Origin of the sequence: Bacillus cereus group sp. BfR-BA-01379, from assembly GCF_022663605.1 — a bacterium.
Taxonomy (GTDB): domain Bacteria; phylum Bacillota; class Bacilli; order Bacillales; family Bacillaceae_G; genus Bacillus_A; species Bacillus_A mobilis.
This window is the reverse complement of the sequence record NZ_JAKUFT010000006.1, coordinates 52,414-72,667: the sequence shown is the minus strand read 5'-3', so window position 1 is coordinate 72,667 and position 20,254 is coordinate 52,414. Positions and strand designations below refer to the sequence as shown.

Here is a 20,254-nt window from a genome sequence, read left to right as displayed (position 1 = left end):
TGAATATGAAATTATCTTTTCTGTATAAATAGATTCAATAAAATTATCCAAATCCTTTTTCGTAAAGGATTTTATAGAATACGAGAGTTAACTCTAGTTGAAAGCACGAAACGCTTTTCATTTCAGTTAATGGTTAGACTACATCTTCACGCCTATGAAATGAATATGGTTTAATAATTGTAATATACGTCTATCATATGTGTGATGTTTCAAAGTTCTATCCAGTCCATTTTTTGCTATTTGTTTTCTTTCTTGTACATGTTCCAAATAATACTCTGCTTTTTGTATAAACTCTGGTGCACTATTAAACGTTTCTATTTCAACACCTGGTATGTAATGCTTTGCTACATCTGGTCGTATATCAGTTAGTTGAAAAGAACCTACGGCATTAATTTCAAAAGTCCTATTATTTACTGAATAGGCTTGGATATTTGCAGCATTACAATTCAATTCCTGATCATTAGGTGAACGGTGTAAATTTATATTGATTTTAGTCGATACGTAATATTGCAATGCATCCTCATACTTCGCAAGTGGCAAGACTTGTATTTTATCCTTTAATCTTTCATAATTCTTTAACTTCTCCCAACCGAACCCCACAATTTTTATATTTTTTTCTGCTAAATACTCTGAAATAGAATCAACAAAAGTAAGTCTATTTTCAAATGCTGTGCCTATAAAACTAAGATCATACTTATATGTATCTTCTTTATGAGAAGGTTTAAACACCTCATGATTAGCTGCTAACGGAAGATGAAACACATTATTACATCCTATCCCTCTATAAAACTTGATGCAATTTAAATCTTGCGTGAATATGTAATCATAATATGGAACAAGATGTTGTGTTACATCCATATAATAAGGATCATCTGTCAGCCAAAGTCCAGTAGTAAAACCCGCACTCTTTAGTACTGGCATGACACTAATAATTCCCTCGCTTAAACCACCAAGTACCAAAATAAAATCCGGTTTCATTTTTAATGCGGTTTCTATCGCTCGTTCTGGGTTCACCATAATTGTGTTACTGTTTACCTTTTGTAAACTATTCAAAATTGCTTCTTCAATCATTGGGTAATAAAAAGGAATTCCTGATTGAATAAATAAAATTTTCTTAGGCGTATTGTCTTTCATGTCGTTCCCCCTATTTCTCCATAATCAAAGCGGACGAAAATTTGCAGTCTTTATTCATTTTTATGACATCTTATTTTACATGTATAAGCAACGTTTATGTCCATTATGTTGAACTTCCCTCATTTTGGAATCTGTCATGAAGGAAATAAAATCAGATTATATTCAGCCAAATTATTAAACATAGAAAATGAATACATAAAAGAAAGAGCCCACTCATACGAGTAGGCTTTTTTCTTTAAAATCTATAAAACTATGATTACGGTCAAATCACTTCCAAACAACCCCTCGCCGCTCGTATTCCATTCTATATTCAACAGCAGCTGCAATTTTAGGGCTTGCGAACCTTTCCGTAATCCAAAGTCCTAAGTCAACTCCTGAAGTAACTCCTCTTGCAGTAATAACATTTCCTTGATCCACAATTCTGTAAGGAAGAAGCTCTGCTCCATATTCACTCATTTCACTCTGCGCCAAATGATGCATTGTCGCCTTTTTACCATTCACTATACCAGATGCAGCTAGTAACATACCTCCAGTACAAACTCCCGCAACAATCGTTCCTTCGTTGTGCATCTCTCTAATGATTTTAGTTAAAGTACCAAGTTCAGCTTGCTTTCGCGCTCCATGTTCAGCTTTATGATTCCAACCACCACCAGGTACAATTAACAAATCTGGGCGATTATCCATTCGTAAAAAATCATGTAGTGTAATCGTCACTCCAAACGAAGTAGTAACTTCTTTTTTCGGTTCACTTGATACGAATTCAACCGTAAATGGAGCCCCTTCTTCTATTGCTCTTTTCAGTACTTCAAAAGGTGCAAAGGAGACAAGTTCTCCAAAACCGTCAAACAATACAATTTGTATTTTCATTTTTTGAACACCTCATCGTCAAAAATCACTTTATCGGTTATTTACGAGCTGTAGGCAGAAAATATAACTTTATATAATATTTTAGATAAGAAGTTTTGAATTCCTCTAACAATTAATTTAAATACATCTAATATAAAAATACACATACAAAAACGCTATTCTTTCCTATCATTCTACAGAAAGAATAGCGTTTTTTTAGATTGTTAGCCTATATTTATCTATAACTCAACCAAGCATCGCCCCAGTCGGCATGATCGTTTCCAATACCGTTTCCTGCATCGTCAACTACTAGTTTTAATTCTTTCTTACCTGTAAGATCAACATCAACAAATTTGGCCGGGGTATTATAGTACATTGTGCCGCTATTAAATACTTCCGCTCCATCAAGTAGTACTTTAAACACGACCGAACCACCTTTACCGCCAGGTTCTTGGTCAATTCCTACATAAGAATTAAATTGTTTGTAAGTTGCCTTTGATATATCATAGGTAACTTCTGATTTCGCGTGAGTTCCGATTCCTTTTTTATACGTAATCGGGCCTGTCGTTCCGAGTAATGAAATTGGGTTTCCATCAGTACTTTTATCTTTTTGAACTGTTGCCCATCCGGCAGTTGCTTTTACCCATGGAATATCACTAAGATAAATACCACCAGAAGCGACTTGCACTTTCGTTGAAGTCACCACCGAATTCCCCAATTTTACGGAGACACCAACTTCTTTCATTCCTTTAAACTGAGTTGGCGGAGTGATAACAAACGAATATGTTTCTTCTCCTCCTGCCGGTAATTGAAAGTCCGTTGTGGATGGCTGTGCATTCCAGCCGTCTGGTAATTGAAGCTCAACTTTGCCAGGAGTTACTTTTTCCTTTATTTCATTTTGAACTTTTACTTTTAATATAGTAGAACCACCTTCAACAATAATTGGATTTGGTTCTACCTTTGCCGAAATGAGCTTTACTGCTGGAGTTACTTCTATTTGATTCGATTTACTAACCCTTCCACTATCTGTATTTACTTCCGCTTCAATGGCGTACTTGTTAGCAACTATATCAATTGGAACAGGTAAATCCGCCTCAATTGTTTTAGATCCTCCTGGTTCCATACCTTCAAAATCGACTTGAATTGGTTTCACATTCCAGCTCTCAGGAGCCTTTACAACCACTTCTCCAGAAGAAGATTTCAATGTACCAAAGTTTGATAAATGAACTTTTACCTTCACTGTATTTCCTGCTGTTACATTGTTCGTAGATTCTAACTCGAAACTGAGCATAGACTCAATTTTATAAGATTTACCTTGCTCCGTTTTAAAGGAAATCGTATCGCCATCCTTCGTATATTGCACTGGTGTGTTCGTTCCGACTCTTGTCACAGTAAATGGTGTATTGAACATCGGACTTTTTAACTTTACATCATTTCCGTGATCAGAAGTCACCTGAACAACTGTAGGAACACCATTTTTCCAGTCCGCATTAATCGTAAATGCACCGCGTGCTCTTAGTCCTTTGTAAGAACCGTCCTTCCAAGCTTTCGGAAGTGCAGGCAATAGTTGAATGGAGTCGGTATGACTTTGAATTAACATTTCAGCAATTCCTGATGTCGCGCCAAAGTTTCCATCAATCTGAAACGGTGGATGCGTATCAAATAAGTTGCTGAGCGTACTTCCTGTAAGTTGCCCTTGCAAAATTTTATAAGCATGATCACCATCTAATAAACGTGCCCATAAGTTAATTTTATTCGCTTTACTCCAGCCTGTTCCTTCATCACCACGATGGTTTAAAGTAACTTTAGCGGCCTCTAGCCATTTTGGTGTTTTGTGATTAATCATACTTCCAGGATATAGCGCCACTAGCTGAGATATATGCCGGTGCGTTTCACCAGGGTCGTCAATATCATCCTTCCACTCTTGCACTTGACCGTATCTACCAATTTGAATTGGTGGGAATAATTTATCCCTTTTCGCCTTCAACTCATCACGAAATACATTATCAATCTGTAAAACTTCACTCGCTTCAATTACATTTGAAAACAACTCATATACTAACTGTTGGTCAAAGGCACATCCATTAGAAATGCCACCAAGCTCTGGAGACCAACACGGAGAAACAACTAACTTCTTATTTTGATCTTCCACTAAAAACTTACTATGAAACTCTGCTGCTTCTTTAAGAATCGGATAAATCTTTTCTTGTAAGTATTGTTTATCATCTGTAAATTTATAATGTTCCCAAACGTTTTGACCAATGAAGGCGTTCGCACTAGGTGCCCAGCCCCAGCCTAATCCCCAACCAGGTGCAGTAAATCCAAATGGATTATTCATCGTATTAACGGTCCATCCGCCGCCCTTAACACCGAAATGTTTTTCAGCTGAAACTCTTCCTGGTTCTCTTAATGAATCCACATAATCCATTAATGGCACAGCTGTTTCAGACAGATTTGTCACTTCTGCCGGCCAATAATTCATTTGCAAATTAATATTGAAATGATAGTCACTTTCCCACGGTGGTGTGTTCGAATTATTCCATACACCTTGTAAATTTGCAGGGAGCGTTCCTGGTCTTGAAGAAGAAATAAGCAAATACCTTCCATATTGGAAGAATAGTTCTTCTAAATACTTACTGTTTTCTTTACTGTAAGACGCTAGTAGTTCATTTGTTGGAACAGATGGTTGTTCCCCTCCTAAATTTAAAGAAACACGATTAAATAAAGAGAGGTAGTCTTTAATATGTGTATATTTTAAAACCTCATAACTCTTTTTCGAAATAGCAGACATGACTTTTTCAACCTTTTCATGTGGATCTTCCCCTTTATAAGTAGGGTATTTATTTTCATAATCAGTTGCCGCAGTCATAATAATTGTTAAGGTATCTGCATTTGCTACTTTTATTTTTCCATTTTCTGCTGTTAACGTACCGCCCTCATTCAATACTTTGAATGCTGCTTCGTATTTCATTCCATTATTCGTTATTTGTCCTTTCATCGTGATTTTATTATCTACGGACGTTACTTCCCCTCCTTGTGCGCTCGTTGGTCTCACATCTAATGAAATCTTTTTCGCTTCACTAGCCGTTAAACGCATGACCATAACGCGATCAGGATAACTTGTGAAATATTCTCTATTGTATTGAACATCTTTATAGTTATAAGAAACAGTAGCAATTCCCTCATTTACATTTAATTCTCTGCGATAATTGGAAAATGAAGTCGCATCTGGCATATTAAAATCTAAGTATATGTCTCCAAAATTTTGATAGGAACCAAACCCTTTTTGAAGACCTGTAAGAAATTGTGAAGATTCCCTTTCTGCTCCTGATTTATCACCTTTCGATAATTTTTCTCTAATACTACCTAAATGACTCGCTGCCCCATCACGATTCCCAAAAGTATACTCACTCGTACTGCTCGGTCCGCCAGTCCAAAGTGTTTTTTCATTAAACTGAATACGTTCTTGCTGGACTCCGCCAAAGACCATGCCGCCCATATAACCATTACCGATTGGCAATGCTTGTTTTTCCCAATCTTTTGCTGGCTGATTGTACCAAAGCATTAATTTCTTTCCTTCTGGTTTTGGAGTTTCAATTGTAATAGGTGATGTTGCCTCTACCTTACTAAACTCTCCCGTGCTTCCTAAAGAGAATAATAAAGTACCAAAAAGCAATCCCCCTGTTAATAAGTTTTTAAGTTTCAAATTTCCATCCCCTTTTGAAAAGCGAATGTAAAATGTCCCCTTCTACGCATTGACTTATTCTATTCTCCCCATGAAATTCGCTATTCTTTTATATGGAAGTATAATAGGCAAAAAACATTTGCCTATTATACTTCTTGTTATATACGCGAAATGATTATCTAGTAAATGCTGCGGTTACGCCGCCATCAACTGTAATCATACATCCCGTTGTTTTATCCGCCTTTGAAGAGGCAAAGAAAGCAATCGATTCAGCGATGTCTTTCGAATAAATATTAACCAATAATGTTGTACGTTTACGGTAATGCTCCTCTAATTGATCAGGCTCGATACCATATGCTGCGGCACGTTCTTCACGCCATTTTGAACCCCAAATAGCTGATCCTTGCAGAACCGCATCGGGAAGAACTGAATTTACACGAATACCATACTCACCGCCTTCAGCTGCAATACATCTTGCTAAATGCGTTTCAAGTGCTTTTACAGAGCTATATGCTGAAGCATTTTTCCCGGCATATACCGAGTTTTTTGAGCCGACAAATACCATGTTCCCACCAATTCCTTGCTGTTTCATTTGCTTGAATGCTTCACGTGCTACTAAAAAATATCCCGTTCCAAGAACATTCATATTTAAATTCCATTCCTGAAGCGTTGTTTCATCAAATGGGCTCGATGTCGCAAGTCCTGCATTGTTCACGATACAATCAATGCCTCCGTAAGCAAGTGCTGCCTGCTCAAATGCCGCCTTCACTTCTTCTTCTTTTGTTACATCCATTTTTACCGCGAGCGCACGATCTTCGCCATACTTCTCGTTAATTTCAGCCGCAACTTTTTCTGCCCCTTCAAAGTTCAAATCAGCAAGCACTACATGCGCGCCTTCTGAAACGAGGCAGCGTCCTGTTTCACTTCCAATTCCGCCAGCACCACCTGTAATAAAGGCAACTTTGCGAGAAAATTCTGCTTCAGCTGGTGCTAACGATAATTTATATAGCTCTAATGGCCAGTACTCCACATTGTAAGATTCATTTTCATTTAAAGAAACGAAGCGTCCAAGTGTTGTGGAACCTTTCATTACTGAAATCGCCCTATGATACAGCGCACCACTTACTTTTGACATCGCCACATTTTTACCGGTATTCACCATACCGATACCAGGAATTAAAATTACACGAGGTGCAGATTCAAACATTTTGTCTCCTTCGTATTTGTTACGTTCAAAGTAAGCTTTATACTCTTCTTTAAAGCTTTCCACACCAGCTTTCATTTTCTCTATTAATCCGTCCGTGTCTTTCGTTTCCGGATCCCAATCGATATAAAGAGGACTGCGCTTCGTATGAACTAAATGATCAGGACAAGCCGCTCCAACTTGCGAAAGCTCTCGTGCATTGTGGCTGTTTACAAATTGAAGTACTTCATCTGCATCATCATAGGATAATAGCATCTTCTTTTCATCGCTAACTGCCCCGCGAATAATCGGCATTACTTTTGCAAGAATTCTCCTACGCTCTTCTACTGAAAGTGCTTCGTATTTTTGACCTCCAAATACAGTACTTTCATTCACTCGCTCATTGATATATTGTTCTGCCTCATTAATAACAGCAATCGTTTTTTCATAACTCTCCTTCGCCGTATCTCCCCAAACGACTAGGCCGTGTTTTTCCATTAACACTAGTTCAGCATTTGGATTATTTTTCACGCCTTCTGCAATCATTTTAGATAACGTAAATCCAGGGCGCACATACGGAACCCAAACGAAACGATTACCGTAAATCTCCTCAGCAATTTGTCTTCCGTTATGTGCGCAGCAAAGACTAATAATGGCATCTGGATGTGTATGATCTACATGTTTAAAAGGTAAGAAAGCATGCAATAATGTTTCGATAGACGCACGCGGATGCTTGCTGTCAATCATACAATGTGCTAAGTACTCTACCATTTCTTCGTCTGGCATTTCTTCGCGCTCCATTAATAAACGAATGTCTTCCATTCTTAAACCAGTAAAGTTTTGTGCTTTCATAGTCGCTAAATCAGATCCACTTCCTTTCACCCACATGACCTCTATATCATGACCGCGAAAATCTTTTTCAAATGTCTTTACCGATGTGTTTCCGCCGCCCCAATTACATACTGCACGGTCAGTTCCAATTAAATTCGAACGATACACTAATTCGTCTACTCCTTGCGATAATTGTGTTGCCTTCGTTTCGTTCCATAAACTTTTAACCATATTTTTACCCCCGTTATTTTTTATTGTTTTATTATTTTGGATACGAAAATAATGTGTATTTGTATGTTCAAGAGTTTCCTATTACTTGCGATTCTTTTCAGCACTACAGTTGGTACAATTTCATTCCAATTCAGAAAAATATGCTCTATAGTAATCCCCCGATATGCAATCAGGGGATCTTATCATTAATGGTATAATGGGCCAAAGTTTTGGCAGGCGCGATAATCTGCTGCTTCTGGGTCTTTTGTTCCGAACATACCCCATGCACTCGGTCTGAATATGTTCTCTTCTTTGACGTTATGCATATTTACAGGAATTCGGAGCATGGAAGCAAGAGTAATTAAATCATTGCCAATATGTCCGTAGCTAATTACACAGTGGTTAGCACCCCAATTGTTCATTACAGTGTAAACATCTTTAAAGGCACCTTCTCCTGTTAAATTTGGTACAAACCAAGTTGTTGGCCAAGTTGGATCGGTTCTTTCATCCAATACGTTGTGAACCTCTTTCGGTATTTCAACTGTGTAACCTTCTGCAATTTGTAAAACAGGACCTAATCCTTTTACAAGGTTGAGACGAGCTGCTGTTACAGGCATATTTCCCTTTGTTAAGAAATCACTTGAGAATCCACCTCCGCGGAAATAGCCAGTTGAAGCTGGTCTCCAAGAAGTCGCCGCTAGACAATTTTGAGCTTCTTCCTCCGTAATTTCCCAAAACGGTTTTATAGCAGGCTTTCCATCTTTCGTTTGTTGTCCTGTACCATCAAGCGCAGCGGAACCGGAGTTAATCATATGAATAAATCCATTTGCCGCCAATCCTTCCGGTTTATGCCCTGTCACGCGTTCTACCGCCTCCGGGCTCCAATACGTTCTTACATCTGCAAAAACTTGAGCCGTATTTGTTAATAAATGGCCAAATAACATCGTAACCCCATTTAAACTATCATTTTCAGTAGCCATAATGTATGGAGGTCGAATTCCGTTCCAATCAAAGGATGAATTTAAAATTGTTTCCATAAAATCACCATTCGGGAAATGGTCCGTCCATTGGCGTTGACCTTGGAAACCTGCAGAAATGGCGTTATGTCCTAATGCTTCTTCACCATAGCCAAGTTCCTCTAGTTTCGGATTTCCAACCATAAGATCTCTTGCAATTAACGTCATTTTAACGCTCGTTTCCCAATCTTTATTCTTTTGCTCCCTTGATCGTTGCATTTCTTCTGCATTATTATCTGGGCCTTCTGGACAATACTCCTTCACCCAATTTAAAGCCATTGCATATTCTTCCTTATCATAAATCTCTTCATCTATCCTTCTTACAAATTCAGACATGTCGATGTATTCATTTCTCATTCCTAAATAATCTTGGAAAAATTCAGGTTGGACGGAACTACCGGCAATCCCCATAGAGACAGATCCCATCGAAAGATACGATTTCCCTTTTAAAGTAGCAACAACAAGACCAGACTTTGCAAATTGGAGTAACTTTTCCTGCACATCTTCAGGAATGGATGTATCACTTAAATCTTGCACATCTTTCCCGTATATGCCGAAAGCCGGAATGCCCTTTTGATTGTGGGCAGCTAGGATAGCCGCAAGATACACTGCCCCGGGACGTTCTGTTCCATTAAATCCCCATACTGCTTTTGGAATATCGGGATTCATATCCATCGTTTCAGAACCATAGCACCAGCATGGTGTAACAGTGATAGAAACACCGACTCCCTCTCTTGCAAATTTTTCAGCCGCTTTAGCCGATTCAGCCACGCCGCCGATACATGTATCAGCAATGACACATTCTACTGCTTCCCCATTATAGTGACGCAAATTTTCAGTTAATAAGTTCGCTACCGATTTTGCTAGATTCATCGTCATATCTTCAAGAGATTCACGTACACCATTTCTTCTCCCATCAATAGTTGGTCTTATGCCGATTTTTGGTAATTTGTTGTAAAATCTATTATGAACAGTTTTCATTTTAAAACCCCTTTTTCATTACATTTTGGTCGATTATTTCGGTAAAACGGCCGTATGCTTCCTGCCATTCTGATTGATTTTGAGGTTGATAGTGCTTAACAGGAAACGAACTTTCAACAATGTCTCTACCTTCCTTTAAATCTTTTATTTTCCCTAGCGCAATCCATTGAGTTAATGCATTTCCAATCGCACTCGCTTCAACCGGTCCCGCTATAACAGGGCGGTTTGTCGCATTTGCGGTAAATTGACAAAATAAATCATTTTGAATGCCACCGCCGCCCATATGGATAACCTCTATTGATTTTCCAGTTAAAGCTTCCAGTTTCTCTAAGACCCACCTGTACTTCAGTGAAAGACTCTCCAAAATACAACGGAGGAAATTTCCTTCCGTTTCAGGCGGTTGTTGCCCACTCTTTATACAGAAGTCTCGTATTTGTTTCGGCATATTTTCTGGATTGAAGAAAGAAGGATCATCCGGATCTATGAAATGTGCAAACGGTTTTGTATGTCGAATCAATTCTGCCTCTTCTTCGTAAGTAAAAATAGTACCTTCTTTTGCCCAAACGGCTCTACATTCTTGCATGAGCCATAATCCCATAATATTTTTGAGCAACCGGAACTCGCCATCTGCCGTTCCTTCATTTGTAAAGCCCCATTCCAATGCCTGTTCAGTAATAACTGGATCCTTTACTTGAACGCCCATTAAAATCCACGTACCACAACTCATGAATACTGAATTTTCTGACTTTATAGGCAATGCAGCAAGAGCACAGGCAGTATCATGTCCCGTTCCAGCAATAACCTTAACAGGCTGTATACCAAATTCGTTGTGAATCGAAGAAAGCGTCGGACCAAGAGTCGTTCCTGGCATCACAATATTTGCCATGATTTCTGTAGGAAGGCTAAGCTCGGTCATAAGGGCAGTATCCCAATTACGCTCATGAATATGAAATAACGATGTCGTTGTACTTATCGTATATTCATTCGCCTTTATACCGGAAAATAAATAACTCAATAAGTTTGGTGTTAACAAAAGAGTTTTTGCCTTTTCCATTAAATCTGGGTTATTCTTTTTTATCGTATACAGCTGGCAAATCGTATTAATTGCTGCTGGTGTAACTCCCGATCGAGAGAACAAAACATCCCGCGGAATGACTTCCATAATTTCCTTTAGGCTATCATTTGTATGCGGATCTCTATAAGAATACGGATTACTAAGCAATTCACCTGTTTCAGAGAGAAGCCCGAAATCAACTCCCCACGTATCGATGGACAAACTTTCAATCGATTTATGCCCATTTCTAATACTTTTGCCAATTCCATTTTTCATCTCCTGAAATATCCTTAACACATCCCAATAGTAATGGCCTGTTGCGTAAACCGGACGATTGGAGAACCTATGAACCTCTTCAAGATAAAGACGTTTCCCATCAAATCCACTTACCATTAAACGCCCATTGGATGCACCTAAATCAAAAGCCCAAACTTTTTCCATTCATTCACACCCTTCAGAAACATGTAACTACTCCGCATCTTTTAATAGTTGTAATCTATATTTCTCGGAAGATAGATTTCTTAATTCGTGACATTCATCCTCTGTAAGCACTCTTGGCACTCCTATTGTCGATGCAATCGTATATACCTTTGCCGCTTCTTCTAGAATTTGCATAAGAAAATATGCTTCTTTCATTGTTTTACCAACCGTCAGAACGCCGTGATTTCTCATTACTACTACATCATTTTCTTCAATTACACCCGATACCGCGTTAGCCAAAACTTCTGTAGTCGGTATCATATAATCAAGGTAAGCAACGCTTTGAATCATTGCCGGAAAATCTGGGAATAGACTCGGAATCGTATGGCCAGTACATGATACCCCTACCGAATAACTTGGATGCGCATGTAAAACAGCTGTTATATCAGGACGCTTACGAAAACATTCCAAATGCATTAATATTTCAGAGGATGGTTTTAAATCATCCAATATCTCACCAGTTTCAATATCGACACGTACCCACTGATCGTCTTCTATCTCTTGCAAATCAAAACCGCTAGGAGAGATATACATGATATTTCCATCTCTCATACTTAAATTTCCACCTGCCCCTACTACAAGACCCGTTTGGACAATCTTATTTGCATATAATTTCAAATCATTGATTACACTCGCCAATGTTATACACCTCAGTTTCTATCTTATTTGCACCGCTAGTTTCGTTTTATATTTTATTGATATAGAACTTCCTTAATTTTTGGATCATCGATGTTCTTTTTATCGTACCAATAGAAACCAGTGTCGATTGTTTTTGATACTTGTTTCCCATCTAGGTTCTCAACAGCAGCTTTCACAGTTTCATAACCAATTCCAATTGGATTTTGTGTAATCGCGCCTGCCATTACGCCGCTCTTAATTGCATCAATTTGTAGTTTTCCAGAATCAAAGCCAACTACTACGACACTCTTTTTGTTCAATTCTTTAACAGCATTTACTACCCCAATTGCAGAACCTTCATTTGTACCGAAAATACCTTTTACATTTGGGTGCGCTTGCATAATTGCTTTAGCAGCGTCAGTTGATTTTAATTGATCACCGCTACCATATTGAATATCGACAATTTTGATGTTCGGATACTTTGATTTGATTGTATTTACAAAGCCATCTCGGCGTTCAACACCAGTTTTACTTGTCTGATCATGAGCAACTACTGCTACTTCCCCCTCGTCACCAATTAATCCAGCCATTTTCTCAGCTGCAAGAGCTGCTGCCGCTTTATTATCAGTTGCAGCTGTTGCTACAGGTATATCACCTTCAACACCTGAGTCAAATGCAACAACCGGAATTTTTTTGTTTTTTGCTTGTTCTAATAAAGGAAGAGCAGCCTTAGAGTCTAATGCAGCAAAACCAATCGCATCTGGTTTTTTATCAAGTGTGCTACGAAGCATCTCAACTTGTTTATCAACCTGCGCTTCTGTTTCAGGACCTACAAATGTAATATTCACCTTATATTCATCTGCTGCTTGCTCAGCCCCTTTTTTAACTGCCTGCCAAAACTGATGCTGGAAACCTTTTGAAATGATCGCAACATAACGCTTACCGTCATCTTTTGGAGGAGCACTACTATCCTTACTTCCCGTGCTTGCATTGTTTGAAGAACACGCTCCCATAAACATTGAGATTGCGAGAATTGACGATAAAACGATGCCTTTTTTTACTTTCTTCATCTAAAATTCCCCCTATACATTGTTTGATTTAAAAACAGTATCACCGTTAATTCTTTGCTTTTTTGTTTCGCAACACATCTGCGTAAACTGCTAATAAGATAACAGTCCCAACAACTACTGTTTGCCATTCTTGAGGCACTGAAAGGATTTGCAGACCATTCGTTAACACACTCATAATCAATGCACCAATTACAGTACCAAGAATTGTTCCTTTACCACCACTTAAAGAAGTTCCTCCGATAACGACTGCTGCAATTGCTTCTAATTCATATCCTGCTCCTAAAGCAGGCTGAGCAGAATTTAAACGAGATGCCATTATAATCCCTGCAACACCAGTAAAAACACCTGCAATCATGTAGATAATCATTTTCCACTTATCTACATTCACTCCAGAAAGACGAGTTGCTTCTTCGTTACTTCCTAGTGCAAATGTATATCTTCCGATTATCGTTTTATTTAAAATTAAGCTTGCGAAAATGGCCATTCCAAAAAAGATGAAAACTGCATTCGGAATAGCAAAACCAGGGATAATAGAACCCATCGCAATTTTGTTAAAGCTCGGTATAGAAGTAAAATAAATTGGAGTAGCTTTCGAAATAACAAGTGCCAATCCTTTCGCGATCATCATCATAGCTAACGTTGCAATAAATGGTGGAATCTTCAGTTTTGCAATCGCAGCTCCCGAAATCAAACCTACTACCGCACCTATTAAAATCCCTCCGATAACAGCTACCCAAACTGGTAAACCTAAGTTGACAGCAAAAACACCCGTCATAACCGAAGACAATGTCAATACGGTTCCACATGATAAATCAATTCCACTTGTAACAATAATCATCGTTGCCCCTAAAGCAAGGATGCCTGTAACAGCTGTTGATAGAAAGATTCCTATAATGTTATCAAATTGCAGAAAATTAGCTGAAGCAATTGAAAAAATGAAAACAAGTACGATTAAACTTGCAAATGCTAGCAGCTGCTGAAGAGCATTTGAATTTATCCCTTTCCTCATCTTCCCTTCAACTGGAAGTTCGACTACCTTTTGTATTTCCATTCCTGCTCACTCCTTTATCATCCGTTAATATCCATTACATAATGCGTTTTGTTGCAAGAGTCATAATCGCTTCTTGCGATGCTTTTTCATCATTTTTCAATTCTCCTGTTATCTTGCCTTCACACATGACAATTACACGATGACTTATTCTTAAAATTTCAGGAAGTTCTGAGGAGATCATAATGATTGATTTTCCTTGCTCAGCTAAATCATGTAGTAACTTATAAATTTCGTCTTTTGCCCCGATATCAATTCCGCGTGTAGGCTCATCAAAGATTAAGATATCTGAATCTCTAGTCAACCACTTGCCAATAACTACTTTTTGTTGATTCCCTCCTGAAAGGTTTTTCACTAATTGATTGCCTGATGGCGTTTTTATTTTTAACCTTTTAATTAATTCCTCAGACTGTTGATCAATTTTAGAACCATGCATCAAGCCAAGAGGTTTTACATAATCTTTCATGGATGCCATTGCAATATTTGTTTTGACATCCATCCCAACTAGAAGCCCAAACTGTTTTCGATCTTCGGACAAATAGCCAATTCCATGTTGTACTGCATCCGTCGGGCTTTTTATACTCAGCCTGTTTCCATTTATGAAAATCTCCCCTGAATCTAATGGGTCTGCCCCAAATATGGCGCGGGCTACTTCCGTTCTTCCAGCTCCCATCAATCCAGCAAAGCCAACGATTTCCCCCTTATACAGTTCAAAACTTACATCCTTTATCGTGTTCCCTCTCTTTAAATTTTTCACCTCAAACACTTTTTCTCGCGTTTTCTCTTTCATTTCTGGTTTTTGATTGTTATCAATTTTTCTTCCAACCATCATAGAAATAATTTGTTCAATCGTTGCATCTTTCGTGTTCATCGTTCCTACGTATGTACCGTCTCGCATAATCGATACACGGTCCGTAATTTTCTTTAGCTCTTCCATACGGTGAGAAATATAAACAATTCCCACACCGCCCTGCCGTAATTTCCGAATCATAACAAACAATGCATCGATTTCAGTATCCGTTAAAGCTGCGGTTGGTTCATCCATAATCAATACTTTTGAATCAAAGGAAAGTGCCTTAGCGATTTCCACCATTTGTTGTTTCGCAACTGTTAAATCCCCTACCAATTCTCTTGGATCTAAATGAATGTTTAACCTTTCAAATAGTTTTTTTGCTCTATTATTTAGTTCTTTTTCATCTAAAAAAAGATTAAATAACCCTTTAGGTTCTCTTCCAATAAAAATGTTTTGGGCAACTGTTAAATGCGGAGCTAAATTAAGTTCCTGATGAATAATGCTAATCCCAAGTCTTTGTGCTGCTTTTGTATCGGGTACCTCTATTTCTTTTCCTTCGTATGCAATCGTTCCAGTATCCCTTTGATAAATCCCTGTTAAAATTTTCATTAATGTAGATTTTCCGGCTCCATTCTCTCCCAAAAGTGCGTGAACTTCGCCTTTTTTCAATTCAAACCGCACGTTAGAAAGCGCTTGCACGCCAGGGAACGCTTTACTAATTCCATCCATTTTCAGTAGCAATTCACTCATCCCATCACCTACTACCCTATGATTTTTTAAATGAAACAATATATAAGTTTCATACTGCGCTAATCCGTAACCACGCCCTTTTTTAAAATGATATTGGCATAAAGAGTACTCTCACTCGTTGCAACGATTGCATAAGCCTTCTTTGCTCTCTCATAAAACGCAAAGCGGTCAATCATCTCAAAACTATCAAAATGAGTATCATATTGTTTAATCACTGCATCATACGTTTCCCAAATGGAGGGCGTGGTAGGATCCCCTTGTACAACCTTCATTAACGAAACGGAATGATCGCTATACGTATCGAGCGGAAAGAACTGCAAAATTGCCTGTAAAACTTCAAGAACCCCATGCCCTTCACATCGAATGAGCTTCTCTCCGCAAGAGGCAGCGGGGAAATTTCCATCCGCTAACACAATCTCATCCCCATGCCCCATTTCTAAAAGAATTTTCATTAAATCTGGACTAATTATTTTCGGTATTCCTTTTAACATTTCTATCTCCCTTCCAATTTTTATCTGAACGAAAATCATTATTTCTAATCGTTTTAACTACTTACACTTTGTGCATCTATTAGTAATTTCGGTGTAAATATTTCATTAAAAGGGCCTTCTTCATTATTTAAACGCTTTAGTAAAATATCACCTACTCTTTCTCCCATTTCATATGGTTTGTGAGCTACTGATATAATCCCAGGTGCTCGTAATAATTGCGCTGCTTCCACATCACCAAATGAAGCGATCACTATGTCCTCTGGTACTGAGTATCCTCTCTTCGTTAATTCAAGAAGAACACCGAATGCCATTTCATTGTTCAAGGTTAGAATAGCTGACGGTTTCTCAGTGAAATTAAGAAAATAATCAACTGCTTTCATTCCACCCTCTCTTGTGAAAGTGCTATTAAACGTGTAGTTTTCATCTTCCTGAATCCCGAACTCTTCCAAAGCTTTTTGAAATCCTTCATAGCGCTCTTTACCTGTACTAACGCTCAACAATCCATTCACAAGACCGATCGATCTATGACCCTGTTTTAAAAGATAACTCGTTAATGTATAAGCACTTTCAAAATTACTTTCTATAACTGAATCTAATTTTGGACCTCCAATCTCAACAGTCCGGTCAACTAAAACAATTGGTACACCGGCTTGATGAATACTTCTTACTCTTTCTTCACAACCTCCAGCAGTCGCCAACACAATCGCATCTACCCGTTGTTCCACTAGTAGTTGCAACAATTTATCCTCTTTTTTAGGATTTTCATGACTACTACAAAAAATAAGATTATAGCCCTTTTGCTGTACAATATCTTCAATCGCCTTTGAAATTGTCATGTAATACTGGTTTGTGATATCCGGAATCACAACACCAATCGTATATGTTTTATCTTGCTTTAAACTTCTAGCAATCGCATTCGGTTGATAATTAAGTTTTTTCACAGCTAAATAAACACGATCTTTAATGTCGTCACTTACAAATCCACTTGCATTTAACACCCGAGATACTGTAGCTGTAGACACATTCGCTTCCATTGCAACATCTTTAATTGTAGACTTAGCCATTTCATCACTCTTTCTAAGTTTTCAAGAAATCGTTTACTTCAGTTTCGTTTAAAGCTTTATTTCATCCATGTAAACGATTACTTAGTAGTTTACATGGATAATAATAATTTAATTTTCAAAATATTTCAACACTTTTCGAAAACATTTTTTTCACAAAAAATATACCTACTCATCAGATAACCTGTAAAATATGAAAAAGATCATTTTTTTATGATGAAATGTGCGTTTTTTACACTTATATTCTATGGAAAGAACGCCGTAACATCGTTCTATTACGAAGATTCGTAGTACAAAAAAAAGAACCTACTCGTGTGAGTTGGCTCTTTCTCAGCTTACTAATACAGATAGATTTTCTCCCCTTATTTTATAAGCTCTCAAATGTTCCTCTATTTTTCTCTCGTCATCTACTAGACTCATCGTCTTTTTAACAAAGTTCCAATTTAAACTGCCGGATAACCATAGCAATGAAGAAAGTCTTTTATAATCATTTGAAGTTAAAATGTTATTAGCTCCATACCCTTCTAAAAATGCTCTAGCAACTTCCGAACATACTTTATGCGACTGTATTCCTTCTATCCGGGAGTACCATTTTATTAAAAAGGCTAATCCTTCCATACGATCAACATATCCAATCGATTCAAAATCTATAATTCCTTTTACACATTGATTTGCATCCCATATGACATTTAAAGGATTTAAATCTGTTTGTACTATATACTCTAAATCATTCGTATGTGCACATTCTATATGATACTTAGCTAAATCCATATATCTCTGCAATTGCTTGCATGTACCACCTTTATTTTCTAACAGTTTTATAAACTCACCATATCCATCTAAATGAGATTTCTTTTGAAAAGTTGGGCTTTGAAATGTACTAGAAATATCATGTATCTTTCTTGCTTCCTTTCCAAAGACTTCTGCCATCGTTTCTGTACAATGAGTAACATGTTCCCCTTCCATCCAAGTAGACAATACAAACCGGTACTGTTCATCATTCCAAGTGACAAATGTAAATGACTCTCCCGCCCTATTCTCCTTAATCTGCATAAATGGGATTCCATGCTCTCGTAAATAATACGTAAAGCGTACTTGCTCTTTCAATTGTTCATTTGATAACGCCCCAAAGGCCGGATTGATTGTTCGATCGCTATTTATAAACCGTGCGGAATACCGATTCCCATTCACCATGATTTTATAGTGTAAATCTGTATGCCAACTGTTCTTATGTAATTCTTCTTCCACTAGTAGTGAATGAATTTCTTTAAAGTAGTTTATTACTATGTCTTTTATTATGTGTTTCATCCTATTCTCCTTACATACAAAAATTCATTTTTGTACTTCCTAATAAAAACCTTTTAAAGTGAGAATTTTTAAGATACACCTAATATATTCAAATAGAGAATCCTATCCTACTGTGAGTAATAATACAGTTATATAATTTTGCCGCCAAAATTACAGTAGCCTTCTATCTATGTAGATGAAAGAAGGCTACTAAATCTTTTTAAAAATCTAGTTATTTCATAGTGAATGTATTATTGATTAAATAATACATTTGTTTAATACAAGTACTAAATAAGAAAAATTAACCGTCATAATGCAATTAACAAATTGAGGATTTTCATTTAAACTTTATAAAACTCAAATGTATTTTTCTCTAAACATATTGTTTCATCAGAAGTTTTGATAATTATATCAAAACGCTGACTATACGAATGCATAAATACTTCATATTGAATCCGGCGTTCTTCATGAGACTGCCTTAAATAATTTATATCGGCTCCCCTTTCAGCTATATCCCGGCTTGATCTTCTCATTAGTTCCGTTTCGCCATCTGTATAAAAATAAATTTTCAAATCAAATAAATCAGGATTAATAAATGCGGCGCTCATTCCTTCCACAATCGTTACTTTATTTTCCGAAGAAATCAACTTACTTTTCATATAATGCGTATCTATCGTATAAAAATCTAGCCCCGCTCTAATCATATGAATATCTCTTTCTAAAGCTGCCAAATGGTGCGCCGCTGGATGACAAGCTGTCATTTTATAACGATGATTTTCATTTTGATATGTATAGTGAATCACTGCATGCTTGCGGATATCCGAACTAACAATGTAAGGATCTGTATTAATATAATTTACTTCATTTTGATTTAGTAGCTTTACGAGTCTATTAGTAAACGTCGTTTTTCCAGCTGCACCATGTCCTGAAATACCGATAACAATTTGTTCATCTCTCATCTTTAACCAATTAATGATTTCTTGTAACAACTTATCCATCATTCTCCCCCTTGCGCTAATATACTACCCTTTATTTTAATATCTAAAAATCCTTTTATTTAATTATACATAAAAAGGAAAAGATAGTGTGATTATTCATCATACCATCTCTAATTCTAAACAACTTTATGATTTTTTAAATGACTTTATTATTTGTGAACACCTACATGATTAAATACATTTCTAACTTTATCAATCCAATAGAATATCCTCTATTTTTCGGTAATTTATGCGAACCAATACAGTCATGACTAATAAAGGAAAGAGCCAATCTCCTATACGATAGAAGATTGGCTCTTTCCTTTATTTACTCCCCTGTTTCAGAAAATCGCTTTATACGTTCCCCAATTTCATCGCGAACACGTTGAAATTCAGACCACTCTTTTCCTGCTGGATCATCGAATCCCCAGTGAACACGATTTACGTGCGGAGGTGTCGAAGGACAAACAGAATCTGCATGACTACAAAGCGTAACAACTAAATCAGCGTTATTTAAAATGTTTGCATCAATTATATCTGATGTTTGATCTGTTATATCAATATTTACTTCTTTCATCGCTTTAATAGCATTTGGATTTACTCCATGTGCTTCGATTCCTGCAGAATATACATTCCACTTATCTCCTACATATTGTTTGCACCATGCTTCTGCCATTTGACTTCGGCATGAATTTCCTGTGCATAAAAAGTAAATTGTCTTTTTGTTTTCCATGTTGTT

15 protein-coding genes are annotated in these 20,254 nt (G+C 37.3%); all 15 read right to left on the bottom strand.

The window, feature by feature from the left end; genetic code table 11:
* Positions 1-138 precede the first annotated feature (138 nt).
* The 15 genes from MR113_RS04040 to arsC all read right to left on the bottom strand — a co-directional run bounded on the left by MR113_RS04040 (position 139) and on the right by arsC (position 20,248).
* Positions 139-1,134 (bottom strand): CgeB family protein, encoded by a 996-nt coding sequence (locus tag MR113_RS04040; protein ID WP_242251339.1) that lies wholly within the window; start codon positions 1,132-1,134, stop codon positions 139-141.
* A gap of 267 nt (positions 1,135-1,401) precedes the next feature.
* Entirely contained in the window at positions 1,402-2,001 is a 600-nt protein-coding gene (locus MR113_RS04035) for a DJ-1/PfpI family protein (RefSeq protein WP_242251337.1), read from the bottom strand.
* 214 nt (positions 2,002-2,215) lie between these two features.
* Entirely contained in the window at positions 2,216-5,686 is a 3,471-nt protein-coding gene (locus MR113_RS04030; protein ID WP_242251335.1) for a glycosyl hydrolase family 95 catalytic domain-containing protein, read from the bottom strand.
* Between the two features lie 154 nt (positions 5,687-5,840).
* Positions 5,841-7,910, bottom strand: a complete 2,070-nt coding sequence (locus tag MR113_RS04025; RefSeq protein ID WP_242251332.1) for a bifunctional aldolase/short-chain dehydrogenase — start codon at positions 7,908-7,910, stop codon at positions 5,841-5,843.
* A 185-nt stretch (positions 7,911-8,095) separates the two neighbouring features.
* The gene (locus MR113_RS04020) at positions 8,096-9,886 is read right to left on the bottom strand and encodes an L-fucose isomerase (RefSeq protein ID WP_242251330.1); all 1,791 of its coding nucleotides are present in this window, start codon (positions 9,884-9,886) and stop codon (positions 8,096-8,098) included.
* Position 9,887: 1 nt separating this feature from the next.
* Positions 9,888-11,381: a rhamnulokinase gene (locus MR113_RS04015; protein WP_242251328.1), complete on the bottom strand. Its 1,494-nt coding sequence runs from the start codon at positions 11,379-11,381 to the stop codon at positions 9,888-9,890.
* Between the two features lie 27 nt (positions 11,382-11,408).
* Positions 11,409-12,059, bottom strand: a complete 651-nt coding sequence (locus MR113_RS04010) for a class II aldolase/adducin family protein (protein WP_242251326.1) — start codon at positions 12,057-12,059, stop codon at positions 11,409-11,411.
* 53 nt (positions 12,060-12,112) lie between these two features.
* On the bottom strand, positions 12,113-13,108 hold the full coding sequence (locus MR113_RS04005) for an ABC transporter substrate-binding protein (RefSeq protein ID WP_242251316.1): 996 nt from the start codon (positions 13,106-13,108) through the stop codon (positions 12,113-12,115).
* A 46-nt stretch (positions 13,109-13,154) separates the two neighbouring features.
* Complete coding sequence (locus MR113_RS04000; protein WP_242251313.1) at positions 13,155-14,159, bottom strand: ABC transporter permease; 1,005 nt, start codon at positions 14,157-14,159, stop codon at positions 13,155-13,157.
* 34 nt (positions 14,160-14,193) lie between these two features.
* Positions 14,194-15,699 carry a sugar ABC transporter ATP-binding protein gene (locus MR113_RS03995; RefSeq protein WP_242251311.1) on the bottom strand — a complete coding sequence of 502 codons (1,506 nt, stop codon included), beginning with the start codon at positions 15,697-15,699 and terminating at the stop codon, positions 14,194-14,196.
* Between the two features lie 59 nt (positions 15,700-15,758).
* Complete coding sequence (locus tag MR113_RS03990) at positions 15,759-16,190, bottom strand: RbsD/FucU family protein (protein WP_242251309.1); 432 nt, start codon at positions 16,188-16,190, stop codon at positions 15,759-15,761.
* A 53-nt stretch (positions 16,191-16,243) separates the two neighbouring features.
* Entirely contained in the window at positions 16,244-17,254 is a 1,011-nt protein-coding gene (locus MR113_RS03985; protein WP_242251308.1) for a LacI family DNA-binding transcriptional regulator, read from the bottom strand.
* Between the two features lie 327 nt (positions 17,255-17,581).
* On the bottom strand, positions 17,582-18,559 hold the full coding sequence (locus MR113_RS03980) for a phosphotransferase enzyme family protein (protein WP_242251305.1): 978 nt from the start codon (positions 18,557-18,559) through the stop codon (positions 17,582-17,584).
* Between the two features lie 320 nt (positions 18,560-18,879).
* On the bottom strand, positions 18,880-19,536 hold the full coding sequence (locus MR113_RS03975; RefSeq protein WP_061678321.1) for a uridine kinase family protein: 657 nt from the start codon (positions 19,534-19,536) through the stop codon (positions 18,880-18,882).
* A 307-nt stretch (positions 19,537-19,843) separates the two neighbouring features.
* Positions 19,844-20,248 (bottom strand): arsenate reductase (thioredoxin), encoded by a 405-nt coding sequence (gene arsC, locus MR113_RS03970; RefSeq protein ID WP_242251291.1) that lies wholly within the window; start codon positions 20,246-20,248, stop codon positions 19,844-19,846.
* Between the last annotated feature and the right edge of the window lie 6 nt (positions 20,249-20,254).

Coding starts and splice junctions, on each gene's coding strand:
- MR113_RS04040 (WP_242251339.1), bottom strand. CDS start 1,134: ATGAAAGACAATACGCCTAAGAAAATTTTATTTATTCAATCAGGAATT.
- MR113_RS04035 (WP_242251337.1), bottom strand. CDS start 2,001: ATGAAAATACAAATTGTATTGTTTGACGGTTTTGGAGAACTTGTCTCC.
- MR113_RS04025 (WP_242251332.1), bottom strand. CDS start 7,910: ATGGTTAAAAGTTTATGGAACGAAACGAAGGCAACACAATTATCGCAA.
- MR113_RS04020 (WP_242251330.1), bottom strand. CDS start 9,886: ATGAAAACTGTTCATAATAGATTTTACAACAAATTACCAAAAATCGGC.
- MR113_RS04015 (WP_242251328.1), bottom strand. CDS start 11,381: ATGGAAAAAGTTTGGGCTTTTGATTTAGGTGCATCCAATGGGCGTTTA.
- MR113_RS04005 (WP_242251316.1), bottom strand. CDS start 13,108: ATGAAGAAAGTAAAAAAAGGCATCGTTTTATCGTCAATTCTCGCAATC.
- MR113_RS04000 (WP_242251313.1), bottom strand. CDS start 14,159: ATGGAAATACAAAAGGTAGTCGAACTTCCAGTTGAAGGGAAGATGAGG.
- MR113_RS03995 (WP_242251311.1), bottom strand. CDS start 15,699: ATGAGTGAATTGCTACTGAAAATGGATGGAATTAGTAAAGCGTTCCCT.
- MR113_RS03990 (WP_242251309.1), bottom strand. CDS start 16,190: ATGTTAAAAGGAATACCGAAAATAATTAGTCCAGATTTAATGAAAATT.
- MR113_RS03985 (WP_242251308.1), bottom strand. CDS start 17,254: ATGGCTAAGTCTACAATTAAAGATGTTGCAATGGAAGCGAATGTGTCT.
- MR113_RS03980 (WP_242251305.1), bottom strand. CDS start 18,559: ATGAAACACATAATAAAAGACATAGTAATAAACTACTTTAAAGAAATT.
- MR113_RS03975 (WP_061678321.1), bottom strand. CDS start 19,536: ATGGATAAGTTGTTACAAGAAATCATTAATTGGTTAAAGATGAGAGAT.
- arsC (WP_242251291.1), bottom strand. CDS start 20,248: ATGGAAAACAAAAAGACAATTTACTTTTTATGCACAGGAAATTCATGC.